Consider the following 17038-nt stretch of genomic DNA (forward strand, 5'->3'; position numbering starts at 1 on the left):
CGATGGCGCCAAGCTGCTGGTGGGCGGCAAGCGCATCCTCGAAGAACCCGGCGGCCGCGCGGGGCCGCCGGGTCGCGGTGCTCAAGCCCGCGCAGACGGGCCTCGCGCCCGGGGAGCCGGGGGACGCGGCCGAGGTGGCGCGGCTGGCGGGCGACCATGTGACCGCCGTCGAACTGGCCCGGTTCCCCGAGCCGTTGGCCCCGGCCACGGCGGCCCGGCGGGCGGGGCTCGCCCCGGTGCGGCCGCACGAGGTGGCCGAGGCGGCTCAGAAGCTGGCCACCGAGCACGATCTGGTGCTGGTGGAGGGGGCGGGCGGGCTGCTCGTCCGCTTCGACGACCAGGGCGCCACGCTCGCGGACGCCGCGCGGCTGCTGTCCGCACCGGTGCTGGTGGTGGCGCCCGCGGGGCTGGGCACGCTGAACGCCACCGCGCTGACGGCGCAGGCGCTGGGGGCGCGGGGGCTGGAGTGCCTCGGTGTCGTGGTGGGCAGCATGCCCGAGCGGCCGGACCTGGCCTCGCGGTGCAACATCGAGGACCTGCCGGTGGCGGCCGGGGCCCCGCTGCTCGGAGCCGTACCGGCCGGAGCGGGCGCCCTGCCGGGCGCCGACTTCGCGGCGAGGGCGGGCAGTTGGCTGGCCCCGCGGCTCGGGGGGAGCTGGGTCGTGCCGGTCCTGTGACGCCGGGGACCCGGCCTGGGGCCGTACGGAGACGCCACCACCGGTCCGTACGGAGGAGAAGCGGTGAGGGGAGGGAGCGGTGAGGGGAGGAAGCCGTACGCCCTCTCCCTCCCGGCCCCCTGTGTGCGGGGCGTGGCCCGCGCGCCGTTCACCTCGGTCCGAGGGGCCCTCGCCTCACACGCTCCACTGGCGCAGCTCGTCCGCGATGGCCCGCACGTCGGCCTTGCCCTGCTTGACCAGGAGGGCAAGATCGCGCACCTGTTCGGGCGAGGTGATGACCTTCAGCCCGGAGGCGACGAGGTAGCCGTACGCGACGGCCGAGGCGAACATCGCGTTGGAGTGTTCCAGGGCGGGCACATGCAGTAGCAGTTGCAGCAGGGACGCCGCACGCGTGTGCGGGTCGCTGTAGACCGCGCTGCCGAAGATCTCCGCCTCGTGCCGGGCGACCGCGGCGACGAGCGCGCCCCAGTCGACGACCTGGGGGTCACCGGGGGTCTTGTGCTCGGCGACCATGAGCAGCCAGGAGAGGTCGATCCGCAGGTTCAACGGGTGCCTTCGCGCTCCGGGCCGAACTCTTCGGCGAAGACCGACTCGTACTGCTTCATGAAGTCGGCGGCGGCCTCGACGAAGGTGTGTCCCACCTCGCCGGCGTCCTGTTTGACGAGCTCCTCTATATAGCGGTTCACGCTCATCCCCCTCTGGAGCGCGCGCTGTCGCGCGGCCTCGGCGGTGGCCTCGTCCACTCGAACGTTCAGCTGAGTCTTGGGCACCCTCCCACGCTAGCGCGGTCGCGCTAGCACCGGCAAGGGGAGGGCGCGGGTGCCGGGCCCGGCCGCCGGGAAAGCGATCGACTTCCCCAGGGGGCGGATGGTGGGATGGCCGCCATGAACGATCTCTCGACACGGTCCGCGACCGCGGCCGATCTGGACCGGGTGCTCGCGTTCTGGAAAGTGGCGGCGGAGGGCACCAGCATCAGCGACGACGGCGACGGGGTCGCCCGCCTGGTGGAACGGGACCCGGACGCCTTGATCCTCGCGGAGCGGGACGGGACGCTGGTGGGCACCGTGATCGCGGGCTTCGACGGCTGGCGCTGCCACCTGTACCGGCTCGCGGTCCATCCGGAGCAGCGCCGCAAGGGCGTGGGCGGCGCTCTGCTCACGGCGGCGGAGGAACGGTTCGCCGCGCTCGGTGGACGCCGGGCCGACGCGATGGTGCTGGACCGCAACGGCCTGGCCCAGCACGCCTGGCGCGCGGCGGGGTACGGGCCCGAGCCGCAGTGGAGCCGCTGGGTGAAGCACCTCACGGCCTGACGCGGTACGGGCGGGAGCAGCTGGGGCGGTACGGGGCGGGGCGGCTGGGCAGACGCTCTACGATGACACCCCTGCCCGACGCCCCCGCCGCATCCGCCGAAAGGTGTGAGCCCGCACCCATGGGCGAGCCTCCCGACAGCCGACGCCGCGCGCTCCTCCCGCCCCTGCCCGATCATGGGACGGAGGTGAACCGATGACCGAAGTGCTCCTGCTGCTCGTCGCCCTTCTGCTCTGTGTCGCGTGCGGCGCCTTCGTCGCGGCGGAGTTCTCCCTGACCACGGTGGAGCGCGGGGAGCTGGAGCGGGCCGTCGAGCGGGGTGACCGGGGGGCCGCGAGCGCCCTGAAGGCCGTACGCAGCCTGACCTTCCAGCTCTCGGGCGCGCAGCTCGGTATCACCGTCACCAACCTGGTGATCGGCATGCTCTCCGAGCCGTCGATCGCCAAGCTCATCCGCCACCCGGTGGAGGCGGCCGGGCTGCCTCCCGCCGCGGCGTCCACGCTGGCCCTCGTCATCGGTACGGCCCTGTCCACGGTGGTCCTGATGGTGGTCGGCGAGCTGGTGCCGAAGAACTGGGCGATCTCCTCGCCGCTGTCCGTGGCCAAGGCGGTCGCCACCCCGCAGCGGGTGTTCACCGCCGTGTTCCGCCCCTTCATCAGCCACCTCAACAACACGGCCAACCGGATCGTGCGCCGCTTCGGCCTGGAGCCGACCGAGGAGCTGGCCTCCGCCCGCAGCCCGCAGGAGCTGGTCGCGCTGGCCCGGCACTCCGCGAAGGAGGGCGCGCTGGAGGAGGACACCGCCGAACTCTTCGTACGCACCCTGAACCTGGCGCAGCTGACCGCGGAGAACGTGATGACCCCCCGGGTCCAGGTGACCGCGCTGGAGGTGCGGGCGACGGCCGAGGACGTGGCCAACGCCACCCGGGCCACCGGTCTCTCCCGCTTCCCCGTCTACCGGGGCAGTCTCGACACCGTGGTCGGCGTGGCCCACATCAAGGACGTGCTGGCGGTCCCGGCCGACGAGCGCCCCCGCAAACGCGTCTCGGAGATGCTGCGTGAACCTGTGCTCGTACCGGAGACGCTCACCGTGGACCGGCTGCTGGACCAGCTCTCCGGCAGGCTCGCCATGGCGGTGGTGATCGACGAGTACGGCGGTACGGCGGGCGTCGTGACCTTGGAGGACATCGTGGAGGAGGTCGTCGGCGAGGTCCGCGACGAGCACGACCCGCACGAGACGCCCGACCTGGCCGCCGCGGGTGAGGACGCCGACGGCCGTGCCCTGTGGTCGGCCGACGGCGCGGCCCGTACCGACCAGCTGGGCCGGATCGGGCTGCGGGTGCCCGAGGGGCCCTACGAGACGCTGGCCGGGCTGATCGCCGCGGAGCTCGGGCGGATCCCGACGGTGGACGACAGCGTCGAGCTGGCGGGGTGGCGGATCGACGTGGTGGACGCCACGGGCCACCGGGCGGCGCGGGCGCTGCTGCACGCGCCGCCGCCCGGCGGCCAGGAGCAGGCGGAGGAGGGCCGGTGATCGTCCTTCAGCTCTTCATCGGTCTGCTGACCCTGGTGGTCAACGCCTTCTTCGTGGGCGCCGAGTTCGCCCTGATCTCCGTACGCCGCAGCCAGATCGAGCCGGCGGCCGAGGCGGGCGACCGGCGGGCGCGCAGCGTCATCTGGGGGCTGGAGCACGTCTCGGCGCTGCTGGCCGCCGCCCAGCTCGGCATCACGCTGTGCACCCTGGTGCTGGGCATCGTGGCCGAGCCGGCCATCGCCCATCTGCTGGAGCCGGTCTTCGACGCGGTGGGGGTGCCGCATCCCCTGGTGCACCCGATCTCGTTCGTGATCGCGCTGAGCGTGGCGACCTATCTGCACATGCTGCTGGGCGAGATGGTGCCGAAGAACATCGCGCTGGCCGAACCGGCCCGCAGCGCACTGCTCCTGGGCCCGCCGCTGGTCGCGGTGGCCCGTGCGCTGCGTCCGGTGATCTTCACGATCAACGCCTTCGCCAACACCCTGCTCAAGCTGTTGCGGGTGGAGACGCGGGACGAGGTCTCCGCGACGTTCTCGGACGACCAACTGGCCCGGCTGGTGAAGGACGCCGGGGACGCGGGGCTGGTCGACGACCGTTCGGCGGAGCGGCTGCACCACGCCCTGGAGCTGGGCCGCCGGCCCGTACGGGATGTGGTCATGCCGATGGACCGGGTGCTGTACACCCTGGCCGGCACCACCCCCGAGGAGCTGGAGCGGCTCTCGCACGAGTCCGGGTTCTCCCGCTTCCCGGTGATGGACGGCGAGGCGGGCCGCATCCTGGGCTATCTCCATGTGAAGGACGCCCTGGACGCCACGCCCCGGGACGCGCCCTTCCCTCTGACGGCTCTGCGGCCGATCGCCCGGGTCCGCGGGGAGACCCCGCTGGACGACGTGCTGACCGCGCTGCGGCGCAGCCGGACCCATCTCGCCGCCGTCCTCGACGAGGAGGACCGGCTGGTCGGCATGGTCACGATGGAGGACGTCCTGCGCGAACTCGTCGGCAGGACGCAGTCCCGCTGAGCACCTGCCCCGACGGCTCCCGTACCGGCCGGACGGTACGGGAGCCGTCACGGTAGAATCGGTGGGCCATGGAATTGAATGCCTCCTACACCAGCTTCGTCGCGGTCGGCGACTCGTTCACCGAGGGCATGTCGGATCTGCTCCCCGACGGCACCTACCGGGGCTGGGCCGACGTCCTGGCCTCCCGGCTCGCGGCCCGGTCCCCCGGGTTCCGGTACGCCAACCTCGCCGTGCGCGGAAAGCTCATCGGCCAGATCGTCGACGAGCAGGTGGACGCGGCGGCCGCGATGCAGGCCGATGTGGTCACCCTCGTCGGCGGGCTCAACGACACGCTGCGCCCCAAGTGCGACATGGGCATGGTCAGGGGACGGCTCGAAGAGGCCGTGGAGCGGCTGGCCCCGTCCTGCAAGAAGCTGGTGCTGATGCGCAGCCCCGGGCGCAACGGCCCGGTGCTGGAGCGGTTCCGCCCCCGGATGGAGGCGCTGTTCGCGCTGGTCGACGATCTGGCCGGGCGGCACGGCGCCTCGGTGGTGGACCTCTACTCCGCCCCCTCGCTCAGCGACCCGCGCCTGTGGGACGCCGACCGGCTGCACCTCACCGCCGAGGGGCACCGGCGGGTGGCGGAGGCCGTCTGGCAGACGCTGGGGCTTTTGCCCGAGCTCGACTGGCGGGCGCCCGTCCCCGCCTCCCCGCCGCCGCGCTGGGCCGACCGGCGGGTCGACGACCTCCGCTTCGCCCGCCGCCACCTGGGGCCCTGGATCGGCCGACGGCTCACCGGACGGTCCTCCGGCGACGGCCGGGTCGGCGCCCAGTTCGACGCCGGGACGGCCTCGGCCTTCTGGGTCACGCCCGCGGACGCCGCGGCCCCGGGCCCGGTGGCGGGATGGCGCCGGGCCCAGGACCTTCCTCAGCCGGGACCGCCCGCCGGAAGCACCGGGCTGCCGCCGGAGGGCTCGGCCCCGACGTCGTCGTAGCCGGCCTCCCGTCCTCGTAACCGGCCTTCCACCTCTTCGTACGTAGAGCTTTCTGTCTTCGCGGCCGGCCTTCGTAGCAACCCACGAACAGGCCTGCGGTGCTGGCCTGCGGAAACCGACAGTAGAATCCGTCCACTGTTCTACGGGGATAGGCTACTTTGCAGGTCAGCGTTGCTAGCCACCCCTCTGAACGGTGATCATTTCTCACAATTTCTCACGTGAGGGCCTTCCGGTCACCGCCGTGGAAGGCGTCGAGAGCCAGTGCGGCACCCCGCATGTCCTCTGCTTCGATGCTCACGTACTTGGCCTTGGTGAAGCTCGCGTTCGTGTGACCGGCCCACGCCGCGAGGATCACGTCAGGGACACCGCTCAGGGCCAAGGCCTTGAGGACGGAGTGCCGGGCGTCGTACAGCCGGACACGGCGCAACTCCAGCTCACTCATCAGGCGGTAGGCGTACTCCCGCAGCTGCCGCGTGTTGATCGGCATCCCCAGCTCGTCGACGACGACGTAACCCGTAGTGGTGTACGCCTCGCCCGCGAACTTCCGCTCAGCGGCCTGCCGATCGCGGAACGCCCGCAGCGCTTCCCACGGGCCGCGCGGCAGGGGCAGAGCCCTCTCCCCCGACGCGGTCTTCGTGTCCTTCTCCAGCACCTTGTTGTTGCCGACCATCGTCCGCGTCATGGTGATGCCTAGGATGCCGTCGACCAGGTCCACATCAACCCAGCGCTGGCCGCAGACCTCCGCCGGCCGCAGCCCCATCAAGGACAGCAGCAGCGGGGCGTACAGCCGGTCGCCTTCCATGCCGCGGACGAAGGTCTGCACCTCGGCCACGGTCCAGGGCTTGACCTTGACCCGGTTACGCTTGTCGGTCTTCTTGTCGGCGAGCGCCACCCGAACGTACTGGGCCGGGCTGCTCGGGATCAGCTTGCGGACCACCGCCCGCCCCAGAGCCTCGCGCAGCCGCGTCAGGATGCCCTCAACCGTGGACACCGCCAGGCGTGTACCCGGCTCACCACCGCGGCGCCGGCCGGTGGCAACGATCTCGTCGATGAAGTCCTGAATGTGGTCCTCGGTCAGCTCCTGGAGCCGGATGTGGCCGAGGCGTTCGACGACGTGGACCAGGGCCAGGCGGTAGGTGCGGATCGTCGTCTCCTCGACGTCGCGCCGCTTGTACTCCAGCCACTGCTCCAGCCACTCCCCCAGCGTGATCTTGTTGGGGGCGATGAATGTCCCGGCGGCCCGCTGGTGCAGGATCCTGTCCCGCTCCTCCTTGACCGCCGTCTTGGTGTCCCGCGTGATCGTCAGCTGGACGCGCTTGCCGTTCTCGTCCAGGCCCGCATCGACGACCACCCGGTACCGCACCTTGCCGTCGCGCAGAACAAGCCGTTTCGGCTCAGCCATGGCCCTGCTCCTTTGGCTGCGATGAGGCTGGGTCGCTGCGCTTGTACAGCCACTGTGGCCGCCCAAACAGCTCGTGCTCAGCCATCTCTCTCCGTGCGCTCCCTTCCGACAAGCGCAGGGGGCGTTCTCCGTCGGCCCATGCCCACGCCTCTCCCGCCGGGACAACTCCTCCGCCGGTTACGTGGATGGGGTCCATCGGCTGGTCGGAGAGCGGCAGTAGCAGAGCAGAGGGTGAGACGCCGAATACCACGGCAAGGGCTACGAGTTCGTCTGCGGTTACGACCCGCTCCGCCTTTTCCATCCGCGTGATACCCGAAGCCGGAATTGCGCGCCCAGCGCTCGCCAGCTCAAGAGATAGCTGTCGGGTGGTCAGGCCTCGACGATCGCGCAGGCGGACAATATTTGCCGCGACTGCCTGGCCGGTGGACCCCACGGTGATAGCGCGTCGTCCGCGCCGTTGCTCCGCCATAGGCGACAGCGTATGCACCAACTTCTCCTTTCATCGCTGACGTTGAGTGCTACCACATCCATGCCCTGCATTGTAGAATCAGATGTTCCTTATAAGCATCATCTGAGTCCAGAAAGGAGTGGGTCATGGCCGATCAGCCGACCCTTGATGACGTCCGCGGGTGGCCAGCTACCGTCGCCGTCAGCCGAGCCGCCCAAGCCCTTGGTTGCAGCAAGAGCCACCTGCACGAGCGCATCAAGCGAGGCGACTCCCCCGTGCGAACCATTCCCTTCGGGTCCCGCCATGTCGTCATCACGGCCGACCTGCTCCGCGTACTGTCCGGGGAGTCGCAACAGGCAGCTTGACCGCCCCGGGCCGGGCACAGACCGGGGCCGGACCGCAGCGCCCTTGGAGGCGGCTGGAGCGGTCCGGCCCCGGCGTCTGTGCAACGAGATCCCCTACCGCTGAGCACGGTTCACAGGTCACTCGTCCAGGTGGATACCCGACGCGCAACGACGGGTACGGGAGACCGCCCGCCAGTCGCCACAGGGGGTACTGCGGCTGACCGGACTGCTCCCCCACGGCCAGTGGGAACCTGAACCCCACTGGCCGAGATCATGAGAATCAACTGCTTCTGGCATAGTCCTGAGCTTCAAGGTCATCTGGATATATCCAGATCAGAGCGCTGTCCATAAGTTCGGACCTCAAGTCGTGATGATCAGTTACGCCAGGGATCCGAATGCCAGAAGCGGCGCACCGGCGCATCGCCGCTGACATCCGCCGCCGCATCCGGGCCGGCGAGTGGAACGTCGGCCAACCGCTGCCTTCCCGCCGCGAGATGGCCGGTAGCTACCACGTTCACGAGCAGACGATCCGGCTCACCTATGACCTGCTCCGCAGGGGTGGCGTTCTCGACGGAGAGTCCCGCAGGCGCGTCACTGTGGCCCATCCTCCTGCTGTGCGCACTCTCACGAACGCTGACCTGCCGTGGCCTTACAGCAGCGAGACGACCGACACCCGGCCGCGGCCAGCGACCGAGGAGATTGCCGCCCGGCTGGGGGTTCGGCCTGGGGTGATGCTGCATCACGAGACGGTGGAGTGCCTGGACCCGGGAGGGCATTCGGCGATGATCGTGTCGTCGTGGTGGCGTGGCCAGCGCAGGTCGCATGCCAGTCACGTGGTGGAGGTGGGGACGGCCCCGCTGACCACAGAGCAGGCTCACGCCTTGGGGCTGCTGGTGGACATGGTCGCGTTTCGTTTGGTGCGGACGCGTCTCGACGAGGGCGGCGCTCCGGTGGAGACTGCTGATCTCGTCCTCCCCGTGGATCGGTGGTTGATCAGGCTGTGCAGCCGGTATCATGCCCCGGTTGCTGACTCTGGGGTCAGTCAGCACCACTGAGCGTTGCTCACTTTTGACCAAAAAACTAGTGCCCGACGGAAACTGATGCCCTGACCATGCGTCAGGATCACCGCGCGTATAACCCCAGGCCAGGGGCAAGGCCACCCTTACCCTCACGCAGGCGGCGTGTGGCACGGACAGCTGCACCGGATGACCAGAATCGGCGTCTCCCACGCCGGCGCCCCCGGTAGGCGCACCACGCTGGGCCCCGGGCATTCGCCGTGCTCACCGATCCGACAGGGGGGCGCCAGGACCGAAGCCGCGGAGGCGGTCATGCCAGCGGGGTGAGGTGTCGCTGCTCCCGGCACGGGGCGCACGCGTACAAGCCGGCGCCAGGCCCGGACCCCTGCTCGATGACCTCCACCAGGCGTGCAGTCCCGGACGGGCCCTTGTGCCAGTGGCACCAGCCAGAGGTGAGGCCTGCCGGTGTAGGGGTGGGGTCGGTAGTCTGTTCCATGACGTCGCTCCTCTAGGCGGTGTCCGCACCCCCGGACCGGTGACACGGTCGCGGGGGTTCTTCGTGAGTCCCACGATAGACGGGGAGGGATAGGTGCGATAGGCGGGCTAGGCCAACCTATCTAGCCTGCCTCGCCTGGTTGACCTTGCGCGCTTAGCGTCGCGTTCATGGATTGGAAGCCGGATATTCCCAGGTGGCGGCAGGTGTATGCCTTGCTGGAGGAGCGCATCGACAGCGGTGTCTACCCGCCTGGGGCGCGGCTGCCGTCGGCGCTGGACCTTCAGGCTGAGACCGGTGTCAGTCCGGTGACCGCACGCCGTGTCCTTCAGGAGCTGCGGGCGGCCGGCTTGGCGTACATGGAGCCGGGTATCGGGACGTTCGTCGCACGGCTGCCGGAGCCGCCCCCTGCTTGAGGTGGCCCGCTGGAACTACTGCTGGTCCCAGCCGATCTACCAGAAGTCGCGCGGCTAGCCAGCGAGGCGGCATGATCACGTTCGCGGTGCTGCGGAAGTGATGGCCTGACCTGCATGGCGGTCGAATCGTCGCCGGGGTGGCCTACTAGGATCCGGCCGTGGCGAATCCGAGTGAACATCTGATCCAGCTGTGCCGTGCTGCTGTCGAGGCGGAGTGTGTGGCCTTGTCCCAGCCGTACACGGAGGAGGGCTGGGCGCCGTGGCGTGAGGCTGCGGAAGCGTTCCAGCGGGCGGTGACCGAGGAGGTCGGGGACGGCAACCGGTACACGCTGGAGCAGGCGGCGAAGAAGGCCGTGCTGCACCCCGAACCGGACGGCGAGTAGTCAGCCTTCGAGGCTGCGATCGTAGGCGTCGCAGACCCGCAGCAGCCAGGACTCCGGGATGAGGTGCACGCCGTGGAGCGGCACCCGCCAGTCCGGGACGGCGGCGCTACGGCGGCCGAGCAGGGCGGGTTCGTACAGCAGGTGGGCGAACCAGTCGAGTGCGCGGATCACGGAGCCTCCTCAAGCAGCCCCGCCCCCGTCCCGGGAGCAGCCGGGATGGGGGCGGTAAGCAATCCCCTTGTTCGCGGGCCGAAGCCCTGGGGGTTGATGTGACAAGCGTATCGGCGGGCGGTGACAACCCGGGCTCGATCAGCCCCGGCGCGGCGGCCGGTTCTCCCCCGGCGACAGGTAGACCAGCACCTCATCCGGGCGCGGCTGGTATGGCGGAAGCGTCCCGCCGTGAGCGGGGACCGGGATACCGAGGCGGCGAAGGGTAGCGGCCAGCAGGCGGCGGATCACCACGTCGCTCCGTGATCGATGCACCGGAAGTGGCTCTCCTCGCACAGCGGGCAGGAAGGCTCCTTCGATGTCATCACCTCGGCAAAGGCCTCCTCCGACGTGAGAGACATGATGCGCAGAGATTCGGCGTCAACGCCGCCCTGTGTTTCCAGCGGTTCGCTCATCACAGCCTCCTAGGGGTGCCCCCGTCGACGGGGGAGGCGACGGGGGCACCACCAGTGTGACAGGGCAGGCGGGGGCTGGGTGGGCGATACGCTGACACGGCGACGCCCCGGCACTATCCCTGCCGGGGCGTCGCATCGTGCGGGCTACTGCTCGGTGGCGGGCGCCTGTCGGCGCGTCGGCCAACCTGACGCCGCGTGCATTCGCTCGCTGTCGATATCGATGAGGCCAAGTTCCAGCAGGTGGAGCAGGGCTTCACGGACCGCGTTGTCGACGATGTCAGCGAGGGGCCGGTTCTGAGCGTAGGCGCCGTCGGGTCCGAGGGCCCATCCGGTGGCGGCACTCCCGGCGATCCGGTCAAGACGGTAGAAGTCGCTGTCCGGGCTCGTGTCGATCGGGATACGGGGCCAGGGGTCGAAGGTACGCGCCGGGAGCGGGGGCTTCGTGTCACTCATGGTTGCGGTCCTCACTGCTCGATGGTGGCTTCGTGTGCGCGGACGAGTGGCGCTGCGATGAAGTCATAGGCCTCGGCGTCGACCAGGTGTCGGACGCTGGTGGCGGCGGCCGTATTGCCGATGAACTCTTGAGCGATGTTGAGGGCGACAGCCATGAACGCATCGTGGATGTCTTCCTGCGTTTCCAGGGCCTCGAAGTCCGGCATCCGCCGCAGCTCTCGCGGATCGCAGGCGTCGTACCACGTGCTCAGCTCGTCGATGTCAATCTCGGTGGCGATGGTCGCGACTGCCGCACGGATCGGCCCCTCCACGGCCATCCACGCCTCACTAGCCAGGTCGTCGTAGTTGTCGTAGTCGGGCTGGTCGGAGACGCTGATGGCCGCGTCGATGAAGAGCCCGACAGTTTCCCACCAGTCGGTGGTGCATCCCGAATCACGGGCGGCGAAGAGGAACGCGCGGGCGCTTTCGCTCGTGTGGAGAGGGGCGATCAGACCCGTGATGCCCAGCCTGTCCTGTGTCGCTTTCACGCTCGCCTGGTGGGCGCTGGCGATGTCAAGGCAGCCGCGGATGACGTCCGGGCTGAGGTTGAGCGCCTCGGCCAACTCGCGGGTATCAACGCCCCGGGATGCGTGTTGCGCGAGGTTCTTGAACGCGGCACGGTGGGACCTGTGGAACCCGGGCTGGTCGGCGTAGACGTGGAGAGGGTGTGCCGCGTCGTAGCCGAAAGTGATCTTCCATAGCCATCGCAGCGAGTCGGCTTCCTCCTCCGTGAGGGCCGCTGGCGGCGGCCCGTACTGGGCCCCGTCGTCGTAGATGCCGCTCATGGTCAACGCTCCTTCGTCTGAGTAGTGGCGGCTTCGGCGCCCATGAGTCCGACGGCTTCGAGTCCGGCTTCGATGGTGGCGGCCCGCTTCAGAAGGAAGGCGGCCTCCTGGATGAGGCGAGTCAGGTCGCCTGAGACCGTATTCCTCCCGGCGGCCGGGGGGTTCGCGGCGATACGTGCGGCCTGCTCAGCCAGCCGCTTGGCCTCCTCAGAGAACTGGGCCTGCTCCCGCTTGAGCGAGTAGGCCAGGGCGTCGTGGGCGGTCACCTTGGCCATGGTCAGCCCTCCTTGGTGGCGGTGTCGTCTGCTTCGGCCCCGCATCGTCGGCACTCGTCACCTTCCCCGACCGGGGGGTAGTCGTGCTCCGGGTACACCTCGCCGTCCGGGCTGACGCAATCGTCCTCCAGCGGGAAGTAGTCGCGCTTCTCCCCGCCAACGGGTGGCATGTAGGTCGACATGGTCAGCTCTCCTTGTGGTGTCGGTTGACGTGGCTGTTGATGCTGGCCGGGGCCCCGGCGTACCCGCAGCCTCGGGGGCAGAGTTCCCAGCCCCTCTTGAGGGCGGCAGCCCGGACGGTCCCCTTCTCACCGCCGGGCGCGTGCCCCGTGTCATGGAGAAGCTGGGCAACGGATCCGCCGTGGTGGACGGCCATATACGCAGCTTCAGCGATCTTGTCGTGGCCTCGGGCGAAGAAACTGCCGAGGCCCGTCTCAGTGCCGCAGCCGCACCAGCAGGTACCGGTGGGGAGGAGGCGCTCGCTCACTGGGCATCCTCGGTGTTGACGGTCTCGACGATGTCGAACGAGATGCCGGCGTCCTCGGTCGCGGCAAGGAACTCGGCTGCTGCGTCGGCCGGGCTGGCGGCCTCGGAGTAGACCTTCAGGGTCATGCGGTAAGTGGGCATGCATTCAAGATAGCTGTTCTTGATTGGCAATCAAGGTGGACTAGAAAAGATACGCCAGGGGCAGCATCCTTCGGGCGCAGCTAGACTCGAACGCATGTACGACCTGCCGCCCGACCTGGACCGCCTCCGAACCCTCCACACCTGGTACGCCATGTGGCTCGGACGCATCGACCAAGCGATCAAGCAGGCCGAGGAAGAACAGAAAGCCCAGGAGCTCAAGGCGCAGCGCAAGGCCGCCGCCACCCCCGACTGGGTCGTCGAACTCGACCGCGGCACCCACAACCCCTACGCCGACGTCCACACCGGCAACTGCCACATGATCGGAAAACGCTGGAAAGCCATCACCCGCGAGCAAGCCGCCCAACTCATCAACCAAGGCGGCACCCCCTGCACCCACTGCCGGCCCGACACCGAACTCGGGATCCTGGAGTAACCCGGCGCGCGCCCCGCCCAGCCCCAGCGCAGGATCAGGCTGTGGAGTACCCGGTCAAACCCGCCCTCGCCCAAGCCGTACCGACCATCCCCGACGGCCCCGGCTGGTGGTACGAGCCCAAAGCGGACGGGCACCGGACCATCCTCCGGCGCACCGACGAGACGGTCATCCTGTACGCCAGGTCCGGGCGCGACGTCACCAGCCACTGGATGGACCTTGCCATTGCAGGCATGCAGCTGCCGCCCGGGACCACACTGGATGGCGAGGCGGTGATCTGGAAAGACGAGCGCATCGACTTCGGGGCCGCCCAGTCCCGGGCCGCCTCCAGCCTCACCCGGGCACGGGCGCTCGCCGCACAACACCCCGCCTCCTACCTCGTCTGGGACGTCCTGGAGCACCCCGACCGGGGGCAAGTCACCGCGCTCCCCTACACCCAGCGGCGGCAGCTGCTCGTCGACCTCATCGGCGACCTCGGGCCACCCATCCAAGCCGTACCCGCCACCGACGACCGGAACGTCGCCGTCGCCTGGTACGAGGGCCTCCAGCAGCAGGGCATCGAAGGGATCGTCGCCAAGAAGGCGCTGGCGCCGTACCCGCTCGGCCGGCGCGCATGGCTCAAGGTCCGGCACACCGACACCGAAGACGCGCTCGTCGTCGGCTACCTCGGACCCCGGCGCCGGCCCCACCGGCTCGCACTCGCCATCGGCGACGAAGGCGGGCCGATCCGGTTGTCCGCGCGGCTCGACCCCGTACTCGCCAGCAGGATCGCCGACGCGCTCACCGCGGCCGAAGTGCTCGGGGAACGGCGGGCCGAAGGGGAGACGTACACCCGGGTCGACAGCGACCTGACCGTCGAGGTACTCGCCGGCTCCGGCAGGCACGGGACGCTCACCGTCACCCGCATGCGGTAGCCAGGCACACGAACGCCCTCCCCCGGAGCAACCGGAGAAGGGCGTCAGGGCGTTAACTCAACGGCGGTCCCGGGCATCCACCTCGTCGAGCCAGTCCCCCTCGCCCGCATCCCAAGTTCCAGGGCGCATGTACCTACCCTCGTGGAGGCGGACCCCGGCCTCAATGCCGCCGTTCAAGCGCCCCGACCGAGTCGTGATCTCGACTCCGCACGCCGCAGCAAACTCGTACACGTTGAAGTTGGGGTCCTGGTGCCCCAGCACCTGGGCGGTCACCCACATTACGTTCATGCGGATGGTGTCGGTCTCCTGGTCGGTGAGCACACGCCCACCCCTGCCATCAACTGCACGGTCGTGGCCAGCGCGATCGGCCCGGAAAGGGGCATCGGACCAGTCGTGGTTCCTGATTTCGGCGGCATGCTCACGCGCGATACGGCTCAAGGCCATGGTGTCCTCCGACAGGACTAGGTGCTGCGCCATCCCCCGATGGGACGGTACGTCCATGCTACAACTAACGCCCTTGCGCGGGCAGCCGCTTGGCCTCCCGTGGGGAGCCGGGAGGTGCGGCAGGCCCCGCCCGCGACGGGGGTCGACACGGGGCGGGGCCTGAGCAGATCCACACCCTCGGGATGGGGAGCTGCGAGAACAACGATGCACCCGAACCGGCCACAGGGGTAGAGGTGTGACCGGAAACGGTTGATCAGAGATCCGTGATGGCTCGGTGCTTCAACCTGATGAAAAGCCAGATAAGCAACGCCCCATAGGGCCAGCGGGCCACGGCGCCGTACTGGTGCAGGTGCATCAGTGTGCGTGAAGGCCAGGAGTCCCCGACCTCTAGCGGTGCCGATCCTTCAGGCACTTCTCCCAGCCGGGTGAGTGGCGCCTGTCCAACGTTGCGGCACGAACTCGGGTAGAAGAAGTCTCCGGTCGGCCGGCTCACAACTAGGGGGCCCTGCCAACTGAGCATTCCATCGGCGTCGGCGCCGTTCTGTTCCATGTCGAGCTCAGCCTTGAAGCGTTCATGCGTCATGGCCAGCTTCGCTGCGTTGCCAACCCGGTCAGCGTCGGGTCCCGGGGTTCCTCCCGTGCTGATGCACGTGAAGGTCACGTCACCTGCGTCGATCATGGCGTGGATGTTGATGAAGGCTGCGTGTTGTGGAAGCGGCCACTTCTTCGGAGAGAACCTCGCCGAGCTGCCGAGTGCGTCGGCGTATCCAGTCCCGTACATACCTCCCTCGTCCATCTCTCCACGGATGTGCCGGTTGCGCAGTCGGAACATCGCGGCTACGGCCTCAGGGCTCTCCTGGATGTCCTCCCAGACGCCCTCGGCCAGGTCTTCGTGAACGGTCATGCGGATCTCCAGACTCAGGTGGCGGAGCGGAAGCGGCTGGTGATCTCTCCGAAGAGAGCCTCGGCCGCGTCAACGTGGGAAGCGTTGCGTACAGCCTGATCTGCCGGCGTCCGTCCGAAGCCGTCCCAGGCCGAGCCGTATTGCTCTTCCATGCCGAGCAGTACGGTTGGCGGCCGACTCCGGTAGGCGACGAAGGACGGTGCATCCTGTAGACCCTCGGCCGTGTTGCAGCTGGTGCAGAGCAGTCCGCGGATGAGGCCGCTTCGGTGGCAGTGGTCGACGAGCAGTCGTGTCGGGCGAGCGCTGCACATGGCACACGCTCCGGCCTGCCACCGGCGAAGTGCCTGCGTAGCGGAGAGGTGCGGTGGCACTTCTCCAGCAGGGATCTTCCAGGCGTGGCAGGACGGGACGCCTTGGCGATCGAGGATCTCTGCTTCAGCGAAGGACGGACGGTTCTGCGTTGCGCCCCCGAGCCACTTCCGCTCAACGTCGTCCTGGCGGCGCACCTCCGCCATCGCCCACTCGTGGTCGCTGCTCACGAGCTCTCCAGTTCTGCGCGCGATGCGGCCGCCATTGTCGGCCGGTGGCCTGCCCGAAGCTCCGGCACGTACTTGTAGATGGTCGTGCGGCTGACGCCGAGGAGCTTGGCGATCGAGCTGATCGACGCCTCCGGGTCGGCCAGCATGGAGCGGGCGTGCCGGATCTGCTCCTCCGTCATCGCCGGCGGCCTGCCGAGTCGCTGCCCGCGGGCCCGTGCGGCGGCCAGGCCTTCATGGGTGCCCTGGACGATGAGCTCGCGAATGAACTCGGCGAGGGCAGCGAAGACGTGGAAGACTAGCCGACCGCCCGGCGTGGTGGTGTCGAGAGCTTCGTGCAGCGAGCGGAAGCCGATGCCGCGCTTCCTCAGTCCGGCGACGATGGCGATGAGGTCTTGGATGGAGCGGCCGAGCCGGTCAAGTGACGGTACGACGAGGGTGTCGCCTTCGCGGAGGTAGTCGAGGGCCTTCCAGAGCTCTTCGCGCTCTGTGTTCTTGCCGGACTTCTTGTCGGAGAAGGTCCGTTGGCATCCTGCCGCTTCGAGGGCGGCGATCTGGCGGTCGAGTTTCTGGCCCTTGGTGCTGACGCGGGCGTAGCCGATGAGTGCGCCTCCGCCCCCGACGGGGTCAAGGAGGTCTTGGGTGTCGAGATCCATACCTCATTGTCCAACAAAGGGTAGGGGTTAGTACATGGACATCGAGGCTTTCTGTACACCATTTTTGGACAACCACATGGGCCGTTATGCCCGTTTCAATCCCCAACTGTTCAAGTAGCCAGCAATCGATCGATTGTTGGACAGTCACGTACCGCAACGTCGCCGGTCGACCCCAACGAGCAGCACTTCAGGGAACGTTATGCACTACCCCGCCTCATGCGGCCTGCATGTGGGGCCCGGCTTGCATGAGACCCGCATGACGAAGCGCCCCGCCCTCGGATGAGAGCGGGGCGCAGGCGCGTCCGGTCAGGCAGCCGTCCCGCCTCTCCCCCACGCTCA

The 17038-nt window shown here is 69.1% G+C and carries 24 protein-coding genes; 10 read left to right on the forward strand and 14 right to left on the reverse strand.

Annotated elements, in window-relative coordinates; all coding sequences use genetic code 11:
- Window positions 1–2: 2 nt before the first annotated feature.
- Window positions 3–677, forward strand: coding sequence for a dethiobiotin synthase (gene bioD, locus AB0917_RS16465; RefSeq protein WP_366820226.1), 675 nt, complete (start codon window positions 3–5; stop codon window positions 675–677).
- Window positions 678–851: 174 nt separating this feature from the next.
- Here bioD and AB0917_RS16470 read toward each other — a convergent pair whose 3' ends face one another.
- Both AB0917_RS16470 and AB0917_RS16475 read right to left on the reverse strand, forming a co-directional pair.
- A complete protein-coding gene (locus AB0917_RS16470; protein WP_366820227.1) occupies window positions 852–1223 on the reverse strand; it encodes a fic family toxin-antitoxin system, toxin component in 372 nt (123 codons plus the stop codon).
- Window positions 1220–1447, reverse strand: coding sequence for a hypothetical protein (locus AB0917_RS16475; RefSeq protein ID WP_014157595.1), 228 nt, complete (start codon window positions 1445–1447; stop codon window positions 1220–1222). The genes AB0917_RS16470 and AB0917_RS16475 overlap by 4 nt, the downstream gene beginning before the upstream one ends.
- Window positions 1448–1552: 105 nt before the next feature.
- On the opposite strand from AB0917_RS16475, the gene AB0917_RS16480 reads away from it, so the two are divergent.
- The 4 genes from AB0917_RS16480 to AB0917_RS16495 all read left to right on the forward strand — a co-directional run bounded on the left by AB0917_RS16480 (window position 1553) and on the right by AB0917_RS16495 (window position 5511).
- Window positions 1553–1987, forward strand: coding sequence for a GNAT family N-acetyltransferase (locus tag AB0917_RS16480; RefSeq protein WP_366820228.1), 435 nt, complete (start codon window positions 1553–1555; stop codon window positions 1985–1987).
- Between the two features lie 193 nt (window positions 1988–2180).
- Complete coding sequence (locus AB0917_RS16485; RefSeq protein ID WP_366820229.1) at window positions 2181–3518, forward strand: hemolysin family protein; 1338 nt, start codon at window positions 2181–2183, stop codon at window positions 3516–3518.
- Window positions 3515–4537: a hemolysin family protein gene (locus AB0917_RS16490; protein ID WP_366820230.1), complete on the forward strand. Its 1023-nt coding sequence runs from the start codon at window positions 3515–3517 to the stop codon at window positions 4535–4537. Before AB0917_RS16485 ends, AB0917_RS16490 begins: the two co-directional genes overlap by 4 nt.
- 68 nt (window positions 4538–4605) lie before the next feature.
- A complete protein-coding gene (locus AB0917_RS16495) occupies window positions 4606–5511 on the forward strand; it encodes an SGNH/GDSL hydrolase family protein (protein WP_366820231.1) in 906 nt (301 codons plus the stop codon).
- 214 nt (window positions 5512–5725) lie between these two features.
- On the opposite strand, the gene AB0917_RS16500 is transcribed toward AB0917_RS16495, so the two are convergent.
- Window positions 5726–6913 carry a site-specific integrase gene (locus tag AB0917_RS16500; RefSeq protein WP_366820232.1) on the reverse strand — a complete coding sequence of 396 codons (1188 nt, stop codon included), beginning with the start codon at window positions 6911–6913 and terminating at the stop codon, window positions 5726–5728.
- A gap of 1187 nt (window positions 6914–8100) precedes the next feature.
- Here AB0917_RS16500 and AB0917_RS16505 point away from each other — a divergent pair.
- The 3 genes from AB0917_RS16505 (at window position 8101) to AB0917_RS16515 (ending at window position 10013) form a co-directional block, all read left to right on the forward strand.
- Complete coding sequence (locus AB0917_RS16505; protein ID WP_366820233.1) at window positions 8101–8760, forward strand: GntR family transcriptional regulator; 660 nt, start codon at window positions 8101–8103, stop codon at window positions 8758–8760.
- Between the two features lie 624 nt (window positions 8761–9384).
- Window positions 9385–9630 carry a winged helix-turn-helix domain-containing protein gene (locus AB0917_RS16510; protein WP_366820234.1) on the forward strand — a complete coding sequence of 82 codons (246 nt, stop codon included), beginning with the start codon at window positions 9385–9387 and terminating at the stop codon, window positions 9628–9630.
- Window positions 9631–9788: 158 nt separating this feature from the next.
- The gene (locus tag AB0917_RS16515; protein ID WP_366820235.1) at window positions 9789–10013 is read left to right on the forward strand and encodes a hypothetical protein; all 225 of its coding nucleotides are present in this window, start codon (window positions 9789–9791) and stop codon (window positions 10011–10013) included.
- On the opposite strand, the gene AB0917_RS16520 is transcribed toward AB0917_RS16515, so the two are convergent.
- The 7 genes from AB0917_RS16520 to AB0917_RS16550 form a co-directional block, all read right to left on the reverse strand.
- Complete coding sequence (locus tag AB0917_RS16520) at window positions 10014–10184, reverse strand: hypothetical protein (protein WP_366820236.1); 171 nt, start codon at window positions 10182–10184, stop codon at window positions 10014–10016.
- Window positions 10185–10468: 284 nt separating this feature from the next.
- Window positions 10469–10636, reverse strand: coding sequence for a hypothetical protein (locus AB0917_RS16525; RefSeq protein ID WP_366820237.1), 168 nt, complete (start codon window positions 10634–10636; stop codon window positions 10469–10471).
- A 144-nt stretch (window positions 10637–10780) separates the two neighbouring features.
- On the reverse strand, window positions 10781–11089 hold the full coding sequence (locus AB0917_RS16530) for a hypothetical protein (protein ID WP_366820238.1): 309 nt from the start codon (window positions 11087–11089) through the stop codon (window positions 10781–10783).
- Between the two features lie 11 nt (window positions 11090–11100).
- Window positions 11101–11913 (reverse strand): hypothetical protein, encoded by an 813-nt coding sequence (locus tag AB0917_RS16535; protein ID WP_366820239.1) that lies wholly within the window; start codon window positions 11911–11913, stop codon window positions 11101–11103.
- A gap of 2 nt (window positions 11914–11915) precedes the next feature.
- Window positions 11916–12188 (reverse strand): hypothetical protein, encoded by a 273-nt coding sequence (locus tag AB0917_RS16540; protein WP_366820240.1) that lies wholly within the window; start codon window positions 12186–12188, stop codon window positions 11916–11918.
- A 2-nt stretch (window positions 12189–12190) separates the two neighbouring features.
- The gene (locus AB0917_RS16545; protein ID WP_366820241.1) at window positions 12191–12370 is read right to left on the reverse strand and encodes a hypothetical protein; all 180 of its coding nucleotides are present in this window, start codon (window positions 12368–12370) and stop codon (window positions 12191–12193) included.
- Between the two features lie 301 nt (window positions 12371–12671).
- Window positions 12672–12815, reverse strand: coding sequence for a hypothetical protein (locus AB0917_RS16550; RefSeq protein ID WP_366820242.1), 144 nt, complete (start codon window positions 12813–12815; stop codon window positions 12672–12674).
- Between the two features lie 94 nt (window positions 12816–12909).
- Here AB0917_RS16550 and AB0917_RS16555 point away from each other — a divergent pair, with 94 nt between their 5' ends.
- Window positions 12910–13248 carry a DUF6233 domain-containing protein gene (locus tag AB0917_RS16555; protein ID WP_366820243.1) on the forward strand — a complete coding sequence of 113 codons (339 nt, stop codon included), beginning with the start codon at window positions 12910–12912 and terminating at the stop codon, window positions 13246–13248.
- 41 nt (window positions 13249–13289) lie between these two features.
- Window positions 13290–14159 carry a DNA ligase gene (locus AB0917_RS16560; protein WP_366820244.1) on the forward strand — a complete coding sequence of 290 codons (870 nt, stop codon included), beginning with the start codon at window positions 13290–13292 and terminating at the stop codon, window positions 14157–14159.
- 57 nt (window positions 14160–14216) lie between these two features.
- On the opposite strand, the gene AB0917_RS16565 is transcribed toward AB0917_RS16560, so the two are convergent.
- The 4 genes from AB0917_RS16565 to AB0917_RS16580 all read right to left on the reverse strand — a co-directional run bounded on the left by AB0917_RS16565 (window position 14217) and on the right by AB0917_RS16580 (window position 16699).
- Window positions 14217–14636: a hypothetical protein gene (locus AB0917_RS16565; RefSeq protein WP_366820245.1), complete on the reverse strand. Its 420-nt coding sequence runs from the start codon at window positions 14634–14636 to the stop codon at window positions 14217–14219.
- A gap of 220 nt (window positions 14637–14856) precedes the next feature.
- Entirely contained in the window at window positions 14857–15507 is a 651-nt protein-coding gene (locus tag AB0917_RS16570; protein WP_366820246.1) for a hypothetical protein, read from the reverse strand.
- Between the two features lie 14 nt (window positions 15508–15521).
- On the reverse strand, window positions 15522–16046 hold the full coding sequence (locus tag AB0917_RS16575) for an endonuclease domain-containing protein (protein WP_366820247.1): 525 nt from the start codon (window positions 16044–16046) through the stop codon (window positions 15522–15524).
- A complete protein-coding gene (locus tag AB0917_RS16580; RefSeq protein WP_366820248.1) occupies window positions 16043–16699 on the reverse strand; it encodes a recombinase family protein in 657 nt (218 codons plus the stop codon). The genes AB0917_RS16575 and AB0917_RS16580 overlap by 4 nt, the downstream gene beginning before the upstream one ends.
- Between the last annotated feature and the right edge of the window lie 339 nt (window positions 16700–17038).

Origin of the sequence: Streptomyces sp. NPDC007346, from assembly GCF_040703535.1 — a bacterium.
GTDB lineage: Bacteria > Actinomycetota > Actinomycetes > Streptomycetales > Streptomycetaceae > Streptomyces.

Bases quoted from the DNA above. Each gene is read 5' to 3' on its own strand.
- AB0917_RS16555 (WP_366820243.1), top strand. From the start codon at position 12,910: ATGTACGACCTGCCGCCCGACCTGGACCGCCTCCGAACCCTCCACACC.
- AB0917_RS16510 (WP_366820234.1), top strand. From the start codon at position 9,385: ATGGATTGGAAGCCGGATATTCCCAGGTGGCGGCAGGTGTATGCCTTG.
- AB0917_RS16495 (WP_366820231.1), top strand. From the start codon at position 4,606: ATGGAATTGAATGCCTCCTACACCAGCTTCGTCGCGGTCGGCGACTCG.
- AB0917_RS16540 (WP_366820240.1), bottom strand. From the start codon at position 12,188: ATGGCCAAGGTGACCGCCCACGACGCCCTGGCCTACTCGCTCAAGCGG.
- AB0917_RS16530 (WP_366820238.1), bottom strand. From the start codon at position 11,089: ATGAGTGACACGAAGCCCCCGCTCCCGGCGCGTACCTTCGACCCCTGG.
- AB0917_RS16565 (WP_366820245.1), bottom strand. From the start codon at position 14,636: ATGGCGCAGCACCTAGTCCTGTCGGAGGACACCATGGCCTTGAGCCGT.
- AB0917_RS16550 (WP_366820242.1), bottom strand. From the start codon at position 12,815: ATGCCCACTTACCGCATGACCCTGAAGGTCTACTCCGAGGCCGCCAGC.
- AB0917_RS16570 (WP_366820246.1), bottom strand. From the start codon at position 15,507: ATGACCGTTCACGAAGACCTGGCCGAGGGCGTCTGGGAGGACATCCAG.
- AB0917_RS16500 (WP_366820232.1), bottom strand. From the start codon at position 6,913: ATGGCTGAGCCGAAACGGCTTGTTCTGCGCGACGGCAAGGTGCGGTAC.
- AB0917_RS16480 (WP_366820228.1), top strand. From the start codon at position 1,553: ATGGCCGCCATGAACGATCTCTCGACACGGTCCGCGACCGCGGCCGAT.
- AB0917_RS16505 (WP_366820233.1), top strand. From the start codon at position 8,101: ATGCCAGAAGCGGCGCACCGGCGCATCGCCGCTGACATCCGCCGCCGC.
- AB0917_RS16545 (WP_366820241.1), bottom strand. From the start codon at position 12,370: ATGTCGACCTACATGCCACCCGTTGGCGGGGAGAAGCGCGACTACTTC.
- AB0917_RS16535 (WP_366820239.1), bottom strand. From the start codon at position 11,913: ATGAGCGGCATCTACGACGACGGGGCCCAGTACGGGCCGCCGCCAGCG.
- bioD (WP_366820226.1), top strand. From the start codon at position 3: ATGGCGCCAAGCTGCTGGTGGGCGGCAAGCGCATCCTCGAAGAACCCG.
- AB0917_RS16525 (WP_366820237.1), bottom strand. From the start codon at position 10,636: ATGAGCGAACCGCTGGAAACACAGGGCGGCGTTGACGCCGAATCTCTG.
- AB0917_RS16580 (WP_366820248.1), bottom strand. From the start codon at position 16,699: ATGGATCTCGACACCCAAGACCTCCTTGACCCCGTCGGGGGCGGAGGC.
- AB0917_RS16485 (WP_366820229.1), top strand. From the start codon at position 2,181: ATGACCGAAGTGCTCCTGCTGCTCGTCGCCCTTCTGCTCTGTGTCGCG.